Origin of the sequence: Pseudoalteromonas simplex (assembly GCF_015278155.1) — a bacterium.
Classification (GTDB): Bacteria; Pseudomonadota; Gammaproteobacteria; order Enterobacterales; family Alteromonadaceae; genus Pseudoalteromonas; species Pseudoalteromonas simplex.
On the sequence record NZ_JADILN010000012.1, the window covers coordinates 24147 to 46563 of the forward strand.

Annotated in this window: 12 protein-coding genes; 2 read left to right on the plus strand and 10 right to left on the minus strand. The window is 40.8% G+C overall.

What is annotated here, in order from left to right; translation table 11 throughout:
- Positions 1 to 72: 72 nt before the first annotated feature.
- Entirely contained in the window at positions 73 to 2919 is a 2847-nt protein-coding gene (locus tag IRQ78_RS17645; RefSeq protein WP_138602118.1) for a TonB-dependent receptor, read from the minus strand.
- Positions 2920 to 3381: 462 nt separating this feature from the next.
- Here IRQ78_RS17645 and IRQ78_RS17650 point away from each other — a divergent pair, with 462 nt between their 5' ends.
- A complete protein-coding gene (locus IRQ78_RS17650) occupies positions 3382 to 6480 on the plus strand; it encodes a glycoside hydrolase family 2 TIM barrel-domain containing protein (RefSeq protein WP_194442813.1) in 3099 nt (1032 codons plus the stop codon).
- A gap of 49 nt (positions 6481 to 6529) precedes the next feature.
- Here the strand turns inward: IRQ78_RS17650 and IRQ78_RS17655 are convergent, their stop codons facing one another.
- The 3 genes from IRQ78_RS17655 to IRQ78_RS17665 form a co-directional block, all read right to left on the minus strand.
- Positions 6530 to 8524: a DUF3472 domain-containing protein gene (locus IRQ78_RS17655; protein WP_194442814.1), complete on the minus strand. Its 1995-nt coding sequence runs from the start codon at positions 8522 to 8524 to the stop codon at positions 6530 to 6532.
- A gap of 302 nt (positions 8525 to 8826) precedes the next feature.
- Positions 8827 to 9219, minus strand: a complete 393-nt coding sequence (locus IRQ78_RS17660; protein ID WP_054553660.1) for a VOC family protein — start codon at positions 9217 to 9219, stop codon at positions 8827 to 8829.
- Position 9220: 1 nt separating this feature from the next.
- A complete protein-coding gene (locus tag IRQ78_RS17665; protein ID WP_054553661.1) occupies positions 9221 to 9868 on the minus strand; it encodes an HD domain-containing protein in 648 nt (215 codons plus the stop codon).
- A 135-nt stretch (positions 9869 to 10003) separates the two neighbouring features.
- On the opposite strand from IRQ78_RS17665, the gene IRQ78_RS17670 reads away from it, so the two are divergent.
- Positions 10004 to 11194 carry a class I SAM-dependent methyltransferase gene (locus IRQ78_RS17670; RefSeq protein ID WP_054553662.1) on the plus strand — a complete coding sequence of 397 codons (1191 nt, stop codon included), beginning with the start codon at positions 10004 to 10006 and terminating at the stop codon, positions 11192 to 11194.
- Here the strand turns inward: IRQ78_RS17670 and IRQ78_RS17675 are convergent.
- The 6 genes from IRQ78_RS17675 to IRQ78_RS17700 form a co-directional block, all read right to left on the minus strand.
- Positions 11191 to 11487 carry a PilZ domain-containing protein gene (locus IRQ78_RS17675; protein ID WP_054553663.1) on the minus strand — a complete coding sequence of 99 codons (297 nt, stop codon included), beginning with the start codon at positions 11485 to 11487 and terminating at the stop codon, positions 11191 to 11193. The two genes, IRQ78_RS17670 and IRQ78_RS17675, sit on opposite strands and share 4 nt — an antisense overlap.
- An 8-nt stretch (positions 11488 to 11495) precedes the next feature.
- Complete coding sequence (locus IRQ78_RS17680; protein WP_268795048.1) at positions 11496 to 11903, minus strand: response regulator; 408 nt, start codon at positions 11901 to 11903, stop codon at positions 11496 to 11498.
- Between the two features lie 78 nt (positions 11904 to 11981).
- Positions 11982 to 15872: an ATP-dependent RNA helicase HrpA gene (gene hrpA, locus IRQ78_RS17685; protein ID WP_194442815.1), complete on the minus strand. Its 3891-nt coding sequence runs from the start codon at positions 15870 to 15872 to the stop codon at positions 11982 to 11984.
- A gap of 69 nt (positions 15873 to 15941) precedes the next feature.
- A complete protein-coding gene (locus tag IRQ78_RS17690) occupies positions 15942 to 16820 on the minus strand; it encodes a peptidylprolyl isomerase (protein WP_138602109.1) in 879 nt (292 codons plus the stop codon).
- Positions 16821 to 16911: 91 nt separating this feature from the next.
- On the minus strand, positions 16912 to 20598 hold the full coding sequence (gene tamB, locus IRQ78_RS17695) for an autotransporter assembly complex protein TamB (protein ID WP_194442816.1): 3687 nt from the start codon (positions 20596 to 20598) through the stop codon (positions 16912 to 16914).
- Entirely contained in the window at positions 20598 to 22325 is a 1728-nt protein-coding gene (locus IRQ78_RS17700) for an autotransporter assembly complex protein TamA (RefSeq protein WP_054553667.1), read from the minus strand. The genes tamB and IRQ78_RS17700 overlap by 1 nt, the downstream gene beginning before the upstream one ends.
- Positions 22326 to 22417: the final 92 nt, after the last annotated feature.

The following is a 22417-nucleotide window of genomic DNA, read 5'->3' on the forward strand; positions in this document are numbered from 1 at the left end:
AAATTTACTCACTTATATTTATTCTTTTTAAATTAGGCAATACAACTATTGCCGTGAATTTATCTACTGCTATTAAAACCTGACATTTACCCCAAAGGTAAATAGGCGCCCAGCACTATCAAGTTTATGAACCTGATCAGAGCGAGAGATATAATGCCAGCCACGTTCATTGGTTAAGTTATTACCTGAAACATTTAAATTGATTGATTCAGTAATATCGTAACTAGCACTGAAGTCTAACTGGCCATAGTCTGCAACCCACTGCGGGCCGCCCCATGCATCTGCATTTGCAACATATTCATCGCGCCAGTTATAGGCAAAACGTAATTGAAAGTCATCCGTCTCGTAGTACACGACTGCGTTATAAGAATGCTCGGACATTCCTTGATAAGGAAGGCCAAGGCTTCTAAAGTCGTATTCAGGATGATCTTGAGGAACCTGATCATACCCTGAGTCAACATAGGTGTAGTTAAGTTGTACCCCTAAATTATTAAATGGCGCTGGAAGTAATTCCGTAAAGGCATGCTGATAGGCAATCTCATAACCTTCAATGGTACCTCCACCGTCACCATTGATAGATGACTGTACTTTGAAGGTTTCTCCATTGATATCTATTGATCCATTTTCACCATTTATGACAAATGACTCGATATCTTTATAAAAATAAACAGCAGTGAGTGCACCATTCTCAGAAAAATACCACTCAAGAGCTAAATCTGCTTGATTAGCACGAAGCGGTTCGAGTCCAGGATTTGAGGCGTGATATTCCATTTTATTGAAGTTGATGTAACTCCAAGCCTTGAGTGATTGGATACTTGGGCGAGTAATTGCTTTTGAAGCTGTTGTTCTAAGTAATAAAGTATCTGTTAAATTTAGTTTTAGATTTAAACTTGGTAATACATCCGTATACGTATCCTCAAATTCCACAATATCTTGATAATCTTCAACTTTACCTTCGTAGCTTGGATTACCTTGTTTATCAGGAACAAATACAACTTTGTCTAAATTAAGTGAATAACCTTGGCTACCTACAGTTGTTTCAATAGCCCGAACACCTAAATTTAAAGCATAAGGAAAGCCAAAAACTTTGTCTTCTATATTCACGGATGCGTAAATTGCATTGGTTTGCTCATTTACTTCATATGAGTCTTTAGGGCGCGGAAGCGCTTTAATTAACTGATTAGCAGCTTCCGGACTAATAGATTCATAAAATGCGAATAACTCATCGTAGTCAAAACGAGGCCACGGATTAGGGTGCTGACCGGGTTCACCTTTAAAGAAGTTCTCAAAGTCACCATCAATTAACACACTTTCAGGGAGTCTAAATAGGTCAAAGCCGTTAATATTTTCAACTGATGAGTAATCTACGCTGAAGTGATCATAACGTTCAGAATCAAGTTGCGCTCCAGCATTACTAAATGCACTGGCATTTTCTGACGAATTAACATTTGTGGTCTTCGTTTGATCGCCAATATTTAAACCAAAATCGATTGATTTGATCCAATCAACATTTGGCATCCACTGTGCGTCAATACGAAGTTCATTTACGACATCTTTAACACCTGTTCCACTGTTATAACTGTAGTGGGCGCCAAAAGGAGAGTTCGCAGTTAAGTTAGGAGAAATTGATACATCAGGTAAAAGGTTATTACCTGATTTATCTAGCATAATTTCATCAACAAAACCACGTGCTACAATGTATCTATTGTGACCATCATTTTTATTTTCTGAACTCGAGTGCGCAACATCGAATGCAACACTAAAGTTATCAGCAACAAACCATTTTGCATTCACGCCAACTTGATACGTTTCGGTAACTCGAGGCGACGATACATTAAGTATTTCAGCCATCGCTCCAGTACCAAATAAAGTCATTTTATTAACTAAACCCTCATCATTAAAACCAACATCTTTAACGCCAGGTATGCCTTCGGTCCAACTTTCATCATATGTAACAAACGAAATTTGCGACTCTGTTGCATCCGTTTTATATGATGAATAAATGCTATCAAAATTCATTTCAAAGTCAGAGTTCGGGATCCATTGTAATGCTAAACTTCCGCCAATACGCTCACGAGTATCTTCTTGGTTACCATAACGCATATAGCCCGGTATGATTGAGCCCCACTCGTTATCAACTAACGGATCAAATGCCCCATCACCATTCACATCTTGGCGAACCGTAATATCTGACTCCGTTGTTTCATTCCAAAAGCCTTCACCTTCATAACTGTCGATCCTTAAAGTTCGCTCAGAATAAACTGCAGTGAAAAGGGCACCAAATGTGTCGTCGAAAAACGTGTCGCTTAATAGAAATGAAGCTTGAGGTGTTACATCTTCGGTTCGATCTTCGTAAATACCTTTTATAGAACCTGATGCCGTGAAGCCATCAAAATCCATCGGTCTACGTGTTTTGATATTGATAACAGATCCAATTCCACCTTCTTGAGTGTGTGCAACGGGAGACTTATATACTTCAACGCCACCTAACAGCTCAGCTGCAATCAAGTCGTAATTAAAGTCACGGCTGCTATGCTCTGAAGCCATACGTCGGCCATTTATGGTTGTAATGTTATAGTCCCCACCTAAACCACGCACTGTGACATTTTGCCCTTCTCCGGCATTACGCGTAATCGTAATACCCGAAATGCGTTGTAATGCTTCGGCTACGTTTTGGTCAGGGAACTTACCGATATCTTCAGCAACAATTGCATCAACAACCTGTATTGAGTTTTGCTTAATAAATAAAGATTCTTTCAAACTGTTACGAATACCGCGAACTTCAATTACCTCAACAGCATCATCGTCAGTCTCTTTTAGTTGTGGGTCTTGCTCATTTGCCGCTAATGCGACTGCTGACGAGGTCGAAAGTATCGAACCTATGAGCAAGCTTAGGTATTTCTTATTGTAATTTACCATTGCACTTCTCCGAATTAGTTATTCCATGAAAGAACATCTGTAGATGTATAACAATTAATTTACACCTTTCGAAAGAAAAAAATCAATAGAAAACACAATAAAACTTTCATTTTCTTTTAATTTAATAGTCGCATTTTTATCGCTAGATAAAAAACTAGTTAAAAATCAACACTCAATCAATATGGAACTAAAGGGAAAATATTTGGACTTAAATCGAAAGTCTTCGAAAAAGGAACTACGTAAGTAAGGTACCTCACCAGAAGCAGGATAAGCATAAAGTAACAAAATTGAATCTATTATCAGCTGAAGCAGCCATTTTTGACTGACAAGAGTTGGACTTTCAACTTCAACATGATTCTTTTTAATTTTTACAAATAAAACAACAAAGTGAATTTGAAATACTTTGAAAGACTGATAATCTAATTTGAAATATTATGAAACAAAATTAAGGTAAATCAATTTATGATTAACTTAATAAATAACCGTGTTAGTTTAATCAAACGAATATTAATCGTCTGTCTTTGGTCTAACTGTGCCTTTGCAGCACTTAGCAATGATTGGGAAAATCCAAAAGTTGTCGGAATAAATAAATTACCCGCTAGGGCAAGCTTTTTTCCCTATACCGTTGCAAATTTACAAGCGCCAGATCAAGCGCAAAACTATTTGAATTTAAATGGTATCTGGCGTTTTCATTTATCTAAGAACCCCGCATCAAGATTGAAAGACTTTGAGAGCCCTACTTTTAATGATAGTGATTGGTCAACAATCAAAGTGCCAGGAAATTGGGAGTTGCAAGGTTATGATCGTGCTATATACGTTAACCACCCCTACGCTTTTGCGAAAAACCCGCCTTTTATTCAACAACACGACAACCCAATTGGCCATTACCGTAGAACATTTAATTTAGATGAACTGTGGACTGATAAGCGAGTAATTCTACATTTTGGCGCCGTTAAATCAGCGTTCTACCTTTGGGTAAATGGACATAAGATAGGCTATAGCCAAGGAAGTAAAACCGCTGCAGAATTTGATATTTCTGATTATGTAAAGTCAGGGTCAAATACACTGGCAGTTCAGGTGTTTCGCTGGAGCGATGGTAGTTATTTAGAGGCTCAAGATTTTTGGCGGATCTCCGGCATTCAGCGTGATGTATACCTGTACTATACACCTAAAGATTATATTGAAGATGTGTTTGTAAATGCCGGCTTAGTTAATAACTACAAAGATGGAAATCTAAACCTTGCTGTTGATTTAAGCCCATCAAATAAAGAGCAGACACTGCAAATTCAGCTCAAAAATCCTAACCATGAAATCATTTTCGAAACCCAGCAAACTTTAGCCAAAAAAGAGCTCAGCCAAACAGTTCAATTCAACAAACAATTTAAAAATATAAAAGCCTGGTCTGCTGAATCGCCCACTCTTTACGAATTAAGCATATCACTTTTTGATAATAAGAAGCTGTTAAGTCAATACGTTAAGAAAAAGATTGGCTTTAGAACCTCAGAAATTAAAAATGGCCAACTGCTTATTAACGGCCAAGCTATTTTGATCAAAGGGGTCAACCGGCATGAGCATGACCCTATTACAGGGCATGCCGTTTCCCGAGAAAGCATGGAATTGGATATAAAACTATTCAAGCAATTCAATATTAATGCCGTGAGACTCGCTCACTATCCTAACGATCCTTACTGGTACGAATTATGCGATAAATACGGCATTTATGTGGTTGATGAAGCCAATATTGAATCACATGGCATGTATTATAATTTGGCAAAGGGCCACACATTAGGAAATAACCCCGACTGGAAAAAAGCCCATCTTGCACGAATTTCAGCCATGGTCGAACGTTCAAAAAACCATCCTTCAGTAATTATTTGGTCACTTGGCAATGAAGCTGGTAATGGCTACAATTTTTATCATGGTTATGAATGGGTAAGATCTCGCGACCCATCTCGTCCTATCCAGTACGAACGCGCTGTTTTTGAATGGAATACCGATCTCTATGTACCCCAATACCCTACTCCGCAATATCTAAAAGAGTATGCAGAGTCAAACCCTGAGCGCAGTATGATCATGAGTGAGTATGCGCATGCTATGGGCAATAGTGTGGGTAACTTTGCTGACTTTTGGCATCAAATACGTAAGTACGACAAGTTACAAGGTGGCTTTATCTGGGACTGGGTTGATCAAGGTATACAAACCACCACCTCTGAAGGCAAAACTATCTATGCTTACGGTGGGGATTTTGGTGTTCCAGGCACTCCTTCAGATGGTAATTTTCTTTTAAATGGTATTGTTTTACCTGATCGCACACCGGAACCTGCTCTATATGAAATTAAAAAAGTTCATCAATCTGTTTTGTTTTCTTTCAATGACAAAGAGTTAACTGTATTTAATGAAAACTTTTTCAAAAACCTCAACCATTACCGTTTAAATTGGCAATTGATGAGCAATGGTAAGGTGTTTAAAGAAGGCCGCATCAATAAACTTGAAATATCACCACAGCAATCCGCTAACTTCACGCTTAACTATTCAATTCCAAAAGAAATCAATGATGAAGTATTTTTGAATGTAAGTGTAGTGACGCGGCTTGATGAGCCACTAATAGGAAAAAGTTTTGAAATCGCAAAAGAGCAATTTTTAGTACAAACAGCACGTGCGAAAGAACAACAAACTGATTTAAGAAAACTCAATGTTTATCGAACTGTTACCGATAGCGAGATTATTGGTAATAACTTTGTAGTAAGATTTAATCACGCGCGAGCAGAGTTAACAGGCTATCGCTTTAACGAGGTTGAATTAATTAAAACACCTGCCAGAGCCAACTTTTGGCGCGCTCCTACTGATAATGACTTCGGCGGAAATTGGCAAGATAAGTTAAGGGTTTGGAAATACGCCTCAGACCGTCAACAGCGTACAAAATTCACTTTAGTAGAAGCAGAAAACCAAGTTGTTGTTACCACTGAGTTTGATGTGCCAGATGTTTCTGGAAAATTAAATATTATTTATATCATCACAGCTGATGGCAAAGTAAAGGTCGATTACAAGTTCAGTTCATCTATGCAAGATATGCCTATGATCCCTCGCGTCGGTATGAACTTGGAATTATTTGCCGAGCTTAACAATATTACCTACTTTGGCCGGGGACCACAGGAAAATTATCGTGATCGACATACCGCAGCACATGTTGGTTTATATCACTCTAAAGTGTCACAGCAATATCATCCTTACATCAGACCGCAAGAAAGTGGCTATAAAACGCAAGTACGCTGGCTTCACTTGACCAATCAACAAGGTGTAGGATTAAAAATTACTGGTGCACCTCATTTTGGTATGAGTGCTTTACACTACAGGATCAGTGATCTAGACCCCGGCATGCGACGAAGCCAAACACATTCCGGTGAACTTCAGCCTCGTCCACTCGTTTCACTGAATATTGATTATGGGCAAATGGGTGTTGGCGGCGTTAACAGTTGGCATACAACAGCACTGCCAGAATACACGCTGACAGCCTCAGAGTATGAATATAGCTTTACTCTGCAAGGAGTTAACATAAATTAAAATGTTGGATAAGGGCTCTTTTGAGCCCTTATCTCTTATATGGTTTCAATTACTTATAAACAGCAATCTCTGCTGCACTTGCCCAAATACGACCATTAATTTCACTTTGTGCGACTAAACGAATATACCGCGCAGTAACAGGTACAAACTGTGTTTGCTTGATTTGTGTATTCGCAGCCCATGTACCAACAGCGATGGGTGAGCCAAAGTTGATACCATCGTCACTCACATACACCTCATAGTCTGCAATAGTGCCGTTTACGCCAATGGTTCTTGGTAGATAGGTAATTTTTGAAAAGCTTTGCGGGTTACCTAAGTCTATATCAACCGAGTGAGGGTACTCAGGCACTGTGCTGCCAGACCAATTCGTGTGCCAAATGGTGGCTGGATTATTATCAAAGGCGTAGATAACTTCTTCGCCAAGCTCTGCCTGCGAGTCGCTACTCACAACAAAGCTCGAACTATCAAGTTTTCCAGTGTGATATAGCTCAATCTCTGCCGCACTAGCCCATACATTCTCGTTTACTTCTGACAAGCCAACCAATTTTATAAAGCGCGTTTGCGTATTATTCAGTGCAACCACTTTGCCTTGTTTGCTGGCATCCCAAGTACCCGCAGCAACTAATTCATCATAGGTTACACCATCATGACTTACATACACTTCATAGTCTGCAATTGATCCATTTTCGCCCACAGCGCGTGGCGTATAATGAAGCTCTGATAACTCATAGTGTTTACCAAGATCAATGATGACATCGTGAGGGTAACTAGACACTTGTGGAGTTGACCAACTGGTGTGCCACAGCGTGGTTTTGTCTCCATCAAATGCGTTTGCCAATTCATGATAAGGCTCTGATTGCGAGTTAGAACTTACCGTCAATGTGGCGCTGTCGATCAGGTAGTGTTGTGCTGACGTATTATCAATCGTGACAGTCGCTGAGTGCGAAACTGTTCGACCGAAAATATCTTCGAGGGTAATGATAACGTTGTCATTTTCACTCGCAATAATATCTACTTGGCGCTTTTCTGGTTGGCTTGCTGATGCAACGAGTACGTTGTTTATCATCACAGAATAGCTAAATTGAGGGGTGCTCGTTTGCGGCACTTGCCAACTTACGCTTCGCGTAGTGGCATCAGTGATGGTGAACTCAATATTAGGTTGATTGGGGGTATCCGCTACATTGTTTCTTGTTAACGGAAAAAGTGAATTTCTCCCGCAAAACGCTGTCAAGTTACCATATGCATCCCTACAGGTTTGATTGCTAATACTTAACGTAGGTGAGGTTGTCCCGCCAGTTGTCATAGTAAAATAACTTGGGTTTGCGCTTGCATCATAGTTATTGTCGTAATTACGTTTTGGTTGGTGTTGGACAACACTAAAATTTGCAGAATCAAAGCCAATCCAGCTACCATTTTCGAGCTTTTTATGGCCATTTTTGAGCCTCACAGTTCTCGCGTTTTCGCCGCTATACCACCAATCTTCAACAAATGACCCTGTTGTCGTTTCAAAACGTACATCAGCTACAGGGTAATCCATGGTCACCAAGTGCGACCATTCTCCAGCAGCCTGATCATGCACCCAATAGCCGAAATGAGTATGTGAACCTACCGGCCATGCCTTTGCCACTAAGGTATACCATTGGTTAGCTTGCCACCCTAAATCAAAGTTCCATGTTTTTAGCCCTGTACCCTCACCGCCAAAATTTTCAGATTCCGTACCATGACCAAGATAGCGGGCTACAATTGGCTTTGAAGAGCTGCGCGGATCCCATATGGAAAATATGTAATTGCGCCCATCAGGGTGATCTTGTATGCCAGCATAGCCCCCACCTTCTATGCCCGCATTCCAGTTAAGCACTGAATAGTAGGTGTACTTAGTAAGTCCATTGCTAGGCACATACACATCCTGCATGATCGTGTTACCGCGACCTACATCATTAAAGTTAAACCAAATCGACGCGGCCCTGTCTTCAACCGTATTAGCTTGGGCACTCCAACTACTCAACATACCGACTACTGCCAATTTTATTGTCATTTTTCTCATGCTAGCTCCTGTAAGTGATAAAACTTAATTTCTAGATTCTGTGGACTTATCCTTTAGTAGCAATAAAGAACCAAAAAATATAAACCACCGAGTAATTAAGGTTCAAAAACGAAAGAATCGCAATTAAAAAACATAAAATGAAAAATATCGAATGAAAATGAAGCTAATTGAAAGTTAATAACAACGTAAAAATGAGTGAAAAAGCCGTATGAAGGATAGTGAAAAATGTATTGCTTGATTTTTATAAGGCGAAGTGGCATGAAGGTTAAAATACACTATGAAAAGTGCATTTATTAAAACCTTTAGGTAAGAGCTGATTTTATAGCTTCATAATCATGAGAGGTTATTTCATGGCTGTTACCAGCACAATCTTTAAAGTACATTGAGTAAGTAACACCATGATCGGCAACAACAGTTTTAATCTCAAGCTGAGCTAGATGCTCAAGCCATGCTAAAAACTGTGTTGCATTTGCGCCAAAAGCAATACCTTTGCTTCTACCGTCAGCTTCAAACAGTGCCAAACGAATTGTTTTTGCTTGATCTTCTAAGGTTAAAGGGCCTTTTCCCTCATCCCAAAATGCAAGTTCCGGTATCACATTAAAACCAAGTACTTGTTGATACCATTTTACAGCAGCCGCTAAATCATCAACATTTAAGTGGCAATGATCAACACCACACAAAGCTGGAATAGCCATGTTACTCACCTATTTCTGTTTTTAACTGCTCTAAAAAATCGAGCATGTAATCTGTACGTCGTTTGGCTTCATCTTTTGCTGATGGCGTGTTCATACTCTCACCAATGTGTAACAGCTTAATAAAAAAGTGATCGAGGGTGTATTTTGTATCGTCAGGTTCGCGGTTTAAACAAAATGGATCGTCTTTATGATACAGATAGCGACCAATTGAGCCCCCTACTTTCATGCAGCGGCTCACCCCGATTGCACCTAATGCATCCATTCGGTCTGCATCTTGCACAATTTGCGCTTCGACACTTTGTACTTTGATATTGGCACTAAAGCTATGTGCGGCAATAGCATGATGAATAGCACTAAAATACTGCTCAGGATAATTAATTGAGGCTAAAAAACTTAGCGCTTTGTCTGCGGCCATGGTCGATGCTTTTGCCCGATCTGGGTGGTTCTTTGCAACCGCAACACAATCATGTAACCAAGCTGCGGGTAACACCACGGCCATTTCTGCCTGCTCGGCAATACACAATTGTTTTGCAACCCTCACTACTCGTTCGATATGACTAATATCGTGTGCGACATCGGCATGGAGTAAAGACAAAATAAAGTCTCGACATTGAGTTTCTAACGCTGCAAAGTCTATTTTTGGCTGCATATACTGGCTATCACCATTTACTGATTGAAATTATGCTTACTTTAGCGTGGTTGCTAGATTTGTTCAAAACATTCATTGTATGTTTGCCAGTGCTTCATTAAACTATGCCCCCTTTTGTTTGACGCGAGAATCCCTATGTCATCTGCTATTTACCTGCAAGCTGGACGAGAAAAATCATTAAAAAGAAAACACCCATGGGTGTTCTCAAAAGCCATTAAAAAAGTAAAAGGTAAGCCAGGACTAGGTGATACTGTCACTATCTATGACAATGACGGCAAGTTTTTAGCCATTGCAGCTTACAGCCCGCAATCGCAAATTCGCGCTCGCGTATGGAGCTTCGATCAAAACGAAGTAATTGACCAAGCATTTTTTGAAAAACGTTTACGCCGTGCCTATGCTGCGCGTGAACAGGTGATCAGCGAAGGCGGTTTAACGGGTTTTCGTTTAAGCGCTGCTGAGTCTGACTACTTGCCAGGCATCACTATCGATAAATTTGATAATGTATTGGTGTGCCAACTACTTAGTGCCGGTGCAGAGCGCCATAAAGGTGAAATTGTTGCTGCATTAATGACTATTTTTCCAGGCTGCGATATTTATGAACGTTCAGACGTTGATGTACGCACTAAAGAAGGCCTTGAGCCAATCAAGGGAATACTTTGGGGCAAGGAACCAACTGAGCCAGTCATCATTGAAGAAAATGGCTTAAAACTCGAAGTAGACATTCTAGAAGGCCACAAAACAGGTTTTTACTTAGACCAACGTGATAGCCGTGCAGCCCTTGAGCGCTTTGTTAAAGACAAAACGGTGTTAAACTGCTTTAGCTACACAGGTACTTTCTCACTGTATGCTTTGCGTGGTGGTTGTAAGCACGTGACTAACGTTGATGTGTCACAGCCAGCGCTCGATACAGCAAAGCGTAACGTTGAACATAACAACCTTGATTTATCGAAAGTTGATTTCGTAAAACAAGATGTTTTTAAGTTGTTGCGCCAATACCGTGATGAAGGTGTGCAATTTGATACTATCGTTATGGATCCACCAAAATTTGCTGACAACAAAGCGCAGTTAACCGGTGCCTGCCGTGGTTATAAAGATATTAATATGATTGCGATGCAAATCTTAAAACCAGGTGGAACCTTACTTACATTCTCGTGCTCTGGATTAATGGAACAAAATTTATTTCAAAAAGTGGTTGCGGATGCAGCCCTTGATGCAGGTAAAGACTTGTTGATCATGGAACGACTAAACCAAGCTGCCGACCACCCGATTGCTGGCAGCTACCCAGAAGGCTTTTATCTGAAAGGCCTGATCTGTAAGGTTTACTAATTAAAACTTACAATTTCTAACCCAGCACTCAAGGAGCCATCTTGCTCCTTGGTTGCCCGAATTACACGGGCTGTTGCATCAAATGAAGTAATCGCCGTGCTAGTCGAAGCAATTAGCACCCGATAAAGACTACCAATTTCTAAAACTTCATCAAGGTGTATTGCCAACCCTGTTGCACTTAAGTCAGTACACGTAACCTGAATTTCTTCGCCATTAACTGCATCTAATGGGATCAGTTTTGCAGGGGTATGAATTTGCATGCGGCGAAAATCGCGTTTCTCCTCATGAAACATATGGCCTCCTATACCAGTGTTTTTATTTTTTCTATTAATGTTTTAACAGAAAAAGGCTTCACTACATAGGCGTCGCAACCGGCATCAAACCCCGCTTTTTGTTCAAGCTCGGTTTCAAGACCAGACACCATGACAACAGGAATTTGCGCTGTTTCTGGGGTGTTTTTTAGTAAGCGGCACGTATCATAACCATCTAAGCCTGGCATACAAACATCGAGCAGTATAGCATCTGGTGGCTCCGCAATGGCAGACGTTAAACACGATGCGCCTGAATTTGCATAACTTAACGAAAACTCATTTCCAAGGCTTGCTTTGAGCATTTCAAAATTAAAATATTCATCATCGACGACCAAAATAGTTGGTCGCGGTCGATTTACCGCCCGTTCAGGAACTGAGATTGGTCTTTCCTTTTCAATGCCCACATAACCTCCTTTTAGCATCTGTGTTTTAGCGTCAAGCAAGGAGGTGACACCTCCATTGCTCATTCCTTAGTATTATAACTCAGATTCTTTAATTGCGTTTAAAACACGTTTAGCAGATACAGGATAAGGTGTCCCTAGTGTTTGTGCAAATAAAGAAACACGTAACTCCTGTTGCATCCAAAATATCGCACTGATCTCTTCAGGAATTGGCATTCCCTTAGGGATTTTGTTCGCTAGTTTTTGATATTGCTCGGCTACTTTTTCAAGCTCAAGTACACACAACCTATCGCGGTTAGGGTCAACAGGTAGCTTTTCTAAGCGGCGTTCAATGGCTTTTAAGTAACGAATTAAATCCGTCATCTTTGCTGCCCCATGCTGGCTAACAAAGCCTTTGAACACTAAGCTTTGTAACTGTGATTTAATATCACCGTGCGCTGTTATCATGGTTAGATCAACGCGTCCTTTCATCCGTTTATTTAAGCCATGTGCAATACTTAGCACTTGCTCTACTTGGGTGGCAATCTCAACCACCGTGTCACCAAGCTCACCACGAATTTGCTCTTTCGCTTTTACAAACGCATCTGCAGTGCGGATGTTGCCATATTTAGTTAGTAGGCTATCGACGGCTGCAGCGATACAGTCATCAATTAAGTCATTGACCTTACCAAACGGATTAAAGTACAAACCTAATTTAGATTTATTCGGTAAATTTTGCTGTAAATACTTAATCGGTGATGGCACATTTAATAACACTAAGCGACGTAAACCTTGTTGGTGCGCCTGCTGAGCTTTGTGTTCATTATCAAATAACTCAACCGCTGCTGAGTCTTTTTTATCCACCAGCGCTGGAAACGCTTTGATTTCGTATTGACCTTGCTTTTTCACGTAAGAACTTGGTAACTCACCAAAACTCCACTCGGTCAAATCAGCTTTCTCTATGCCCTTGTCGGCTACTTTCGATAAGGTATCCGTTACCTTACCTTGTAACTGAGCTTTTAGTTTAGATAAATTTAAACCGCGAGCGAGTAACTTATCGTGTTCATCGCGTACTTCAAACTGTAAGCGTAAATGCGGAGCAAGGGTTGATAAATCCCATGCATCTGGCTCAACACGCACACCTGTCATACGTAATAAGCGCGTGCTAATTGCATCAATTAAGTTGCCTTGCATCGGCTCGATTGCAGCAAGTACCGCATCGGCGTAGTTTGGCGCAGGCACAAAGTTGCGACGGATCGTTTTTGGTAGCGACTTGATAAGCGCACAAATTAATTCATGTCTAAATGCAGGAATATGCCAATCAAAGCCAGTTTCTTGCACTTGGTTTAACAGTGCTACCGGAATTTGTACCGCAACACCATCAACGGCTTGCCCTGGATCAAAGTGATAAGCTAGTGGTAACAACAAGTTCTCTTGCTGCCAAGTATCTGGGTAATCAAACTCAGTGACATGATCGGCACCATGCTGCATTAATTCTTCTCGAGACATGTGCAAAAAGCGCTTATCTTTTTGTTTTTGTCCCTTCCACCACTTATTAAACGCAGCACGATTATTTACATCTTGCGGAATTTTCTTGTCGTAGAATTCAAATAAGGTTTGTTCATCAACCAAGATATCACGGCGGCGAGATTTATTTTCAAGAACCTGAATATCTTCAATTAACTCTTGGTTATAGTGTAAAAACCCTTCATTTTGACCCAGTTCTTGCTCTACCAACGCCGAGCGAATAAACAACTCGCGACTTACTTTTGGATCAATATTGCTATAAACACAGCGGCGCTTATTAACAATTAATAGGCCATACAGGGTTTGCTGTTCAAACGCGATAACTGCACCCGGCTTTTTCTCCCAATGCGGTTCGCTGTAGCTGCGCTTTACTAAATGCTGTGCAAAGCCTTCAACCCATTTTAGGTCTATGCGTGCGTTGATCCGCGCATAAAGTTTGCTGGTTTCAACAAGCTCAGCCGACATAATCCATTTTGGGCTCTTTTTAAATAATCCTGAGCCTGGAAAAATATGAAACTGGCTATTGCGTGCGCCTTTATAAATTTGTTTTTCATCTTTAAAACCAATATGACTTAGCATACCGCTTAATAAAGATTGATGGATTCGTTCGCTATCAGCAACATTGGTAGTGGCCTTCATGCCCATTTCATTACACACCGTTGATAGCTGATAAACAATATCTTGCCATTCGCGGATCCGCATATAGGCTAAAAAGTCTTTTTGGCATAACTTTCTAAATTGGCTATTGCTCAATTCAGATTGCTGCTCTTCAAGGTAATTCCATAAATTTAAAAAGGCGATAAAATCTGAATCTGGATCGTCAAAACGGCCGTGCTTTTCATCCGCTGCACCGCGTTTTTCTTGTGGTCGCTCTCTTGGGTCTTGAATCGACAATGCCGCAACAATAATGATCACTTCACGCAGTGCACCTAAGCCATCGGCAGTCAGCACCATTTTCGCTAACCGTGGATCAACCGGTAAACGGCTTAAGCTTCTGCCTGATTTAGTAAGCTCAGTCTTTTTATGACGTTTAGCTGGCTTAATGGCTTCGAGTTCTTCAAGTAGCGTTAAACCATCGTTAATATTTCGGCTATCTGGCGCTTGCACGAACGGGAACTGTTGCATGTCGCCAAGCCCTAAACCAAGCATTTGCAAAATAACAGAGGCTAAGTTGGTGCGTAAAATTTCAGGATCAGTAAACTCTGGACGCGAATTAAAGTCTTCTTCGCTATATAAACGAATACAAATACCCGCTTCAATACGACCACAGCGGCCTTTTCGCTGATTGGCACTGGCTTGTGAAATTGGCTCAATCGGTAATCGTTGTACCTTGGTACGATAGCTATAACGGCTGATACGCGCGGTACCTGGGTCGATAACATAGCGAATACCCGGCACCGTTAGTGATGTTTCAGCCACGTTGGTGGCTAAAATAATATGACGGCGGCTATGCGGCGCAAAAATTCGGTTCTGTTCAGCGTTTGATAAACGCGAATATAGCGCTAAAACATCGGTGCCTTTGAGGTTTCGCTTTGATAACGCATCGGCGGTATCACGAATTTCTCGTTCACCGTTCATGAAAATTAGAATATCGCCGGGACCTTCATCACACAGCTCATCAACGGCATCAAAAATACCCTGCAATTGGTCACCATCCGCTTCCATCTCGTCTTTATTGATTTCAGTGGTTGGTCTGTAACGAACCTCTACTGGGAAAGTTCGACCTGATACTTCAATGATGGGTGCATCGTCAAAATGTTTAGAAAAGCGCTCAGGGTCAATTGTTGCTGAGGTAATAATAACTTTTAAGTCAGGACGTTTTGGCAGTAAATTTTTTAAATAGCCTAAGATGAAATCGATATTCAGACTACGTTCGTGGGCTTCATCGATGATGATGGTATCGTACTGATTTAGGTATCTGTCTTGTTGAATTTCAGCCAGCAGAATACCGTCTGTCATCAACTTAATGTAGCTATTGTCAGAGACTTGGTCACTAAAGCGAATTTTAAAACCCACTTGTTGACCTAGCTCGCATTGCATTTCTTCTGCAATACGATTCGCGACACTTCGAGCCGCGAGTCGACGAGGCTGCGTGTGGCCAATGTATCCATCAACACCGCGGCCAAGCTCTAAACACATTTTTGGGATCTGCGTCGTTTTACCAGAACCTGTTTCACCGGCAATGATCACCACTTGGTTATTGGCAATCGCCTGTTTAATATCATCTTTCTTTTGGCTAACAGGAAGTTGCTCTGGGTAGGTCACTTTAGGTAAGGCAGTCAAACGTTGCTCGCGCAATTGCTGCGAACGGCTAATATCTTCAGCTATTTTTTGCGCTATGCTCGCTTGCTTAGTTTCATCGTTGATTTTTTTGATGCCATGAAGGCGTTTTTTGAAGATGAATTGATCTTTGCGTAAACACGTTTTTAATTCGCCAAACAGCGGACCTAGGTTAACCACCCGATACCCTTATATTTCTTAACCAATAGACTGATATTGTATCAAATAATCTATCAGGTGGTCATGGCTTTATTTAATCCGTTCGGTTGGAATTGGCATTGCACACACATCGATAAAATTGGGGCTTTCAACAAACCACGCTTCTACTCGGTTTTTACGTGCTTCGATAAGGGCTTTAAATGCATTTGAGTCTGTTTTCATTACCCGAAATTCACTGTTATCAGTGTCTTTAATATCTGCTAATACTTGCATATCGGTGATGGGGTTAAATGCCTGACCTTCAGTGGCTGTACGCTGCAATAAATTAAAGTGTTCCATGCCTTCTAAAACACGACCAAACACGGTGATATTACGGTCTAAATAGCGCTGGCTATTGCCAATGGTTACATAAAATTCGGTACCACCCGAATTGATATCATTATCGCGGGCCATGGCAAAGACCCCTGGGCAATGTACTTGCCATGTTTCTGTTTGGCTTTGGTTTTGTGCCACAGCAAAGCCATTTAAAAAGCCCGTTTTAGTGGCATAGCCATCAGGCCCTTTAAGCTCTGTAATCGCTAAAGGCGTCTTTGTGCGTAGATAAAACTCAGCAGGTAACCCTTTTTTGGCATTTTTAACGGGTTTACTTTCGCTAGCATCCCCGCCCTGCGCGACAAACCCTTCAACAAATCGATACACACTTAGGCCTTGGTAAAACCCTTCTTTGGCAAGCTGTCGCATGTTATTTGCGTGAATGGGCGCTAATTCATCGTTTAGTTCGATATAAGCCGCCCCCGTAGGTAAGGTTAATTTAATGACGTTTTCGGCACTGACTTCTCGCCACTCACTGCTACTTGCGGTCATAATGATTTCGCCAGCAGAACGTTTTTGACTAGTTTCTTTTGCATCAACATCAATTGGTGCAGCTAAGAAGGCACCAAGGCATAAGGTTAATAGACTTAATTTCATTATTATTATCTTTTAAGTAATTGACAATTCAGCCTATTAACTTAAACCTAAATAAGCAAGTAAAAGCGATGTTTGATCACAAGCGTAGGTATTAGTCCCAATCAAACTTGTAAAGAATATCAACATTTTGATTCAAGCCACTGGTCACCTCAATATACAGTTGCGACAGCAGTTGATAGCGAACCGCCACTTCACTTAGTGAATCAAAAATGCCGACACTGTATTTCACTTGAATACCCGGAGTAACATAGCCTGATATTTCAACTTTGGTGTCATCGCCACTACCACTTGAACTTAAGCTGACATCTGACAAACCAAAGCTTTCGCCAATCTTAGAAACCATTCCTTCACTACGGTTAACACCTTGGGCAAGCAATAATTGAGTGAGCATCGCATCGGTCGAGCTATCTCCTTCATCAAGAGGTTGCCCATTTAATAAATAAGCCAATGCTTGTGCTTGATCCATCGCAGGCTCTGAGAATACTTTTAACGAAGGTTGTTCAACATTACCTGTTAAGGTAATACCTGCAATCACACCATTCGAGGTGTTATCAGGGTTACGAATTGCCTTAATATTTAGGTAAGGCTTCTCAATTGAGCCGCTAAAACCAACTTGTCCAGTTCGGATTATCAAATCTTGACCAAAAGCGCGATAGGTGCCCTGAACAAGGTTCAATTCACCCGTTGCTATCATCGGTGTAACTTGGTCCATGCTGATGTTGATGTCGCCTTCAACTTTCGACTGTAAGCCAAACGAGTCAACGCGCACATCATTTTCAACCAACACCTTTAAGTTAATAGCATAATCAAAAGGGACTTTTTCTGACTGTTGCTGCTCAATATCAACAATGACTTCATCATCGCTGACTTGCACAGCACCTTCAGGCAGCTCTTCAATGGCGATACGCCCCCATGGCACGACGACTTGGCCATCAAGATTAAACGCATTATCTTTCAACGACATAGTTAAATCTGGAGACACTTTAAAGGTAACATCTTGCTGAGCACGAACAAAAAACTCTTTACCATTTAACTTCACATCAACGTCTGGTAGTTCTTGCTGCCAATCAATCCCACCTGACAAATCGAGCGCGCCTCCTTCAGCATCTTTGAGCTCCCCCTTGAGCGTTGCACTTTGATTATTAAAGGCAATGTTCACATAAGAGTTTTGCAGCGATACAGGCAAGGTTGCCCCTTCAAGATTGATTTTTTCGACATCAAAGTCACCATTGAGTAATGGTTCTTTCAAGGTGCCTGCAATAGCTAATCGGCCTTTAATGTCGCCTGTTAATTGCTCAAGTGACGAAATAAAAGGCCGTAAGTTTGTTAACTCAATTTTCTCAATAACCAAGTCGCCCGCTAAGTTCTGCTGATTTTGAATATCATCAATGTTTAGCTCGGACGTCACTTTACCTAACACAGAGGAGTCAAGGGTAGCATTAAGTTTACCAACTTGCGCGTCACTCATTGCCGAGACCTCTAAAACCTCGACTGGTAATTTATAAACATTTGCCCCATCAATTAAAGATGCTTCTAGCTGCTGAGTTTTGATATTGGCACGGATGGTTTTTAATGCGCCATTATTCCAATTAGCAACAAACTCCCCGTTTGCATTGCCAGTTACTTTCAAGTTATCGGGTAAGAAGTGTTTAAATTCAGCAATAGATAACGCAGCAAGCTGTGCATTTAACTGACCTAATTGTTTAGTTTGCTGCAAGGTCTCAAAACATAGTTTTGAGTTATCGCTTTGCCAGCAATGCGCGCCTACATTAAAGTCAAAGGTTTTGGTATTCACTTGAATATTAACTGGCTTATTAGTGCCAAAACGCACCTGATTATCAGTAACAAGAATTTGACTTAATGCACCTTGCCAAGTTTCTTTATTAAATTTACCGTCAACATCGAATGATGCCTTGCCTTGATCTGCATCGAGTAAAAAAGTTAAATGGTGATCTGTTTTATCGCCACTGGCATCTAACTCAATTTGATTAATTTTGTGCTCTGCGATCGATGCGGAATCAAGCACCAGTGATACATCCGTTTGCCAGTTTGCGGCGTAATCAAATTGCCCTTTTAATGTTAAACCGTCAACCTGAATATCTTGATAACTCAAGGTATTCAGGACTAAACTTAAATCAACAGTAGGCTCAAGACGCTCTCCACGCAAACTCAGATCAGCAAAGCCCTTGCCTTGCATAGGCAAAACATCTTGATCACTTGCATCTAAACGCAATTTACCGTCGACACGCCATACTTTATCCACCTGTCCCGATAGCGCAATTTCATTTTTACCGCTTTTTATTTCAAGTTTTTTAAAACTTGCATGCAAGCTACTATCAAGCTCAAAATCCGACAACAAAGTCACTGGAATTTGATTCACAGAGCCATTTAATTGTGTGTTATCTAACGCAAGCTGCCACTCACCTGCCTGTAAGTTAAATGAACCATTGAATTCACCAGATAAATCACTACTAAGAGCATCCGTTAAATATTGGGCTTTTAAGTGGCTTAAAGCCCCTTTAAATTCGCTTTTTACCCCATTCGACCAATCAACAGATGCGTTAATATCTGCTTTACTGTCATTAGCATTGAGGCTTAATTGCTCAAGTTTTGCATTTGTTAAACTACCCTGTAATTTTGATTTCACAGTCATCGCAGGTAATGCGTCTAGTTGCGTGACTAAACTCAAATCGACAGCATAAGCATCGGCATGGCCTTTGGCTTTTAAATCAAAGTCCGATAATTGCAGCTGCTGTGTGTCTGTGGCAATTTGCCACTTTGCTATCTGGCCTGTTAAATCAAATGGGTAATTTGTTTGTTTTAGATTCACAGCCCCTTTTAACTGTGCAGGGTATGTTCCTTGCATTACTAAACTTAACTTTAAATCCGCAAGCGGGCCTGAAAGCGACAAATTAGCTTGATGTTCAGTGCTTTTTACAGACACGGCCCCCTCAATAGTGTTTTCACCAGAAAGCTCAGCCGTTAAATTAGTATGCAATTGCCATTGCTGATAGCTTGCAGCAAGCTTTTTAAGATTAATATCGCTCTCTTTGGCTAAGGCAACCAATTCAATATTTTCAATAAGCTGAGCCTGTTCTGCGCCATAAGGGGTAATGGCAACTTTACTTATTTGAAATTGCTTTAGCTCAACATCAATCGGGACCCTAATATCAATTGCGGGCAATGCTGGCAACTCAGTTAATGGGGCTGATTTAGGCTGCTCTTTTGTTTCGTGCAGCATTACAGCAACATCAGCAATAGTCAGTGTATCCACTGTTAAATCCGATGCTTCGCCGCGAGCACTTAAGTTTAGTTTGTTGACTGTTACATCGGCACTCGGGTGCGCTAGATTAAAGCGATTAATTGCAACACGCTTAACAACGACCTTCATAGGTAAACTAATTTGTGTGACTTGCTCAACATTAGGTTCTGTTTCAGTGCTCTGCTCAGTTGATGCAGCCTGATTTTTAATATTTAAATCAATCGATTGGGCGCTTAAATTATCAAGACAAACCCCATCACAACGCCACCAAAATAAATCAATTTTTAGCTGCTTTGCATCAAACTTGATGCTTTGATTTTCAAAGTGAACATCAAACGCATCGTTATATAAAAAACGACCAGATGGCAACTTGATTGATAAGCCATCAACTAACTTATTCGCCGTGAATGCAATAAAGTGATTACCAGGCGCGGTGAATAACAAACAAAACACAATAACTAGCAAACTTGCCAGCGTAATTAATAGAACCTTGGTTATCTTTTTTAACATCTTCATTAGATTTCAGGCCCTATGGTAATACTTAATCGGGTACTTTTACTTTCTTTTGTTAAACCCCAAGCATGGTCGATACGTACAGGACCAACCGGTGTTAAATACCGAAAACCAAAGCCAGCACCGACTTCGACGCGGTCGCTAAAATCATTTGTTGCGGTACCACTATCGACAAATAAAGCTGCTCGCCAATGCTCGGCAAATTGATAGTTATACTCAATTGTACCGCTTATTAAGTATTTACCACCAATTAAACGACCTTGTTCATCTTCAGGTGAAATAGATTCATAAGCAAAACCACGGACACTTTGATCCCCCCCCGCATAGAAGCGAAGCGATAACGGTACGTCATTAATATCTTCAACCAGCATGGCACCTAAATTAGCTCTTAAGTACAGTAAATGACGATCGGCGAAGGTATTCAACCATGCGTTTTGCAGTTGTAAACGTAGGATATTAGTTGAAGACATCATGTCCTCTAACCCAAATTCAGCTGACAGCAGCCATTGGTACCCCTCATAAGGAGTCGTTCCGCCCTCAGTGTCTTTTTTCGCGTAGCTGATACCCGGCATCAACATTTTTGCACTTTGTTCTTCTTCTCCAATTCGGTAGGTTTCATAATCACGGCGGATAAATGCGGTTCGCACCCAATCATCTTCGGTTAGCCACTGGCGCTGTAATTGGCCAGTTAAAATTTTACTGTAAAGGTCATTTGTTACACCATCTTCGAGTTTATAGCCTAACGAAAAACGCCAAAGATCATCATTAGGGTCGTCTACTGGGACGGTATAACCTAGCGAAATATCTTGCTGCCTCTCTGACACATTTAAGTTGCTTTCAAGATAATGACCGTCTTCCGTTATCCATGGCTTAGTCCATTTAAAGCGAACTTTTGGGCCAAAATCTGTATTAAAACCGCCACCCACTTCATAGCTATTGGCTGGTTTATGTAATACGTCAACATTAACAGGCACTTGGTTGTTTTTACGTTTTGCAATGTCTGCATACACACGGACACTGGCAAAATAAGGGGTGCTCGACAGTGCTAAGTTGTAATCAGAAATGTCAGTCGCTTTATATGGCTGACCTTGTTTAAATTCAGCCAGCGAGCGAATGTATTTTTCAGCCGGGGTCTCAGTACCAATAGTGATATCACCAAACTGATAACGAGGCCCAGTATCGACATTAAAAATAATCTTTGCGCTATTATTTTTTAGCGATACCGCCAATTTATGCTCATGCCATTTTGCATCAAAATAACCTAAGTCTAATAGTTGGCTTTCGATGCGCTTTCTCGCGGCCTCATATTTGCCGTGATTTAAAAAGTCACCTTGTTTGATTTTGATGCTGTTGACGGCAGACATAAATTCGGCGTCATCTTTACCGGCACCTGTAATGGTTACATTGATATCTGCGATTCGAGTAACAGGACCACGCTCAACATCGACAATTAATAGCTGTTGTGCGTTATCAAAACTAATTTTGATAGTCGGCTTATAATAACCAAGCGCTTTTAAACTCATTTCTACTTGGCTTTTAGCATGACGCTTTAATGCCTTTGAGGTTTTTTCATCAATTAGTTGCTTAATGTAAAGCTCAACGTTTTTTTCGAGCTCACCACTGATCCCCTGAATTTTGTAATCTTTAATAACAGTTGAGGCACTAATCGCGTGCTGGCTGTATGAAAAGCAGAAAAAAACAAAGACAAAAAAGAAATGCCGAGTATACAAAAAATATCCTTACTTTTTTGGAAGAGTCATAATCTAAAATGAGTACAAAAAGATACTAGCACAGTGCCATAGCCACTGACATAATTGAAATG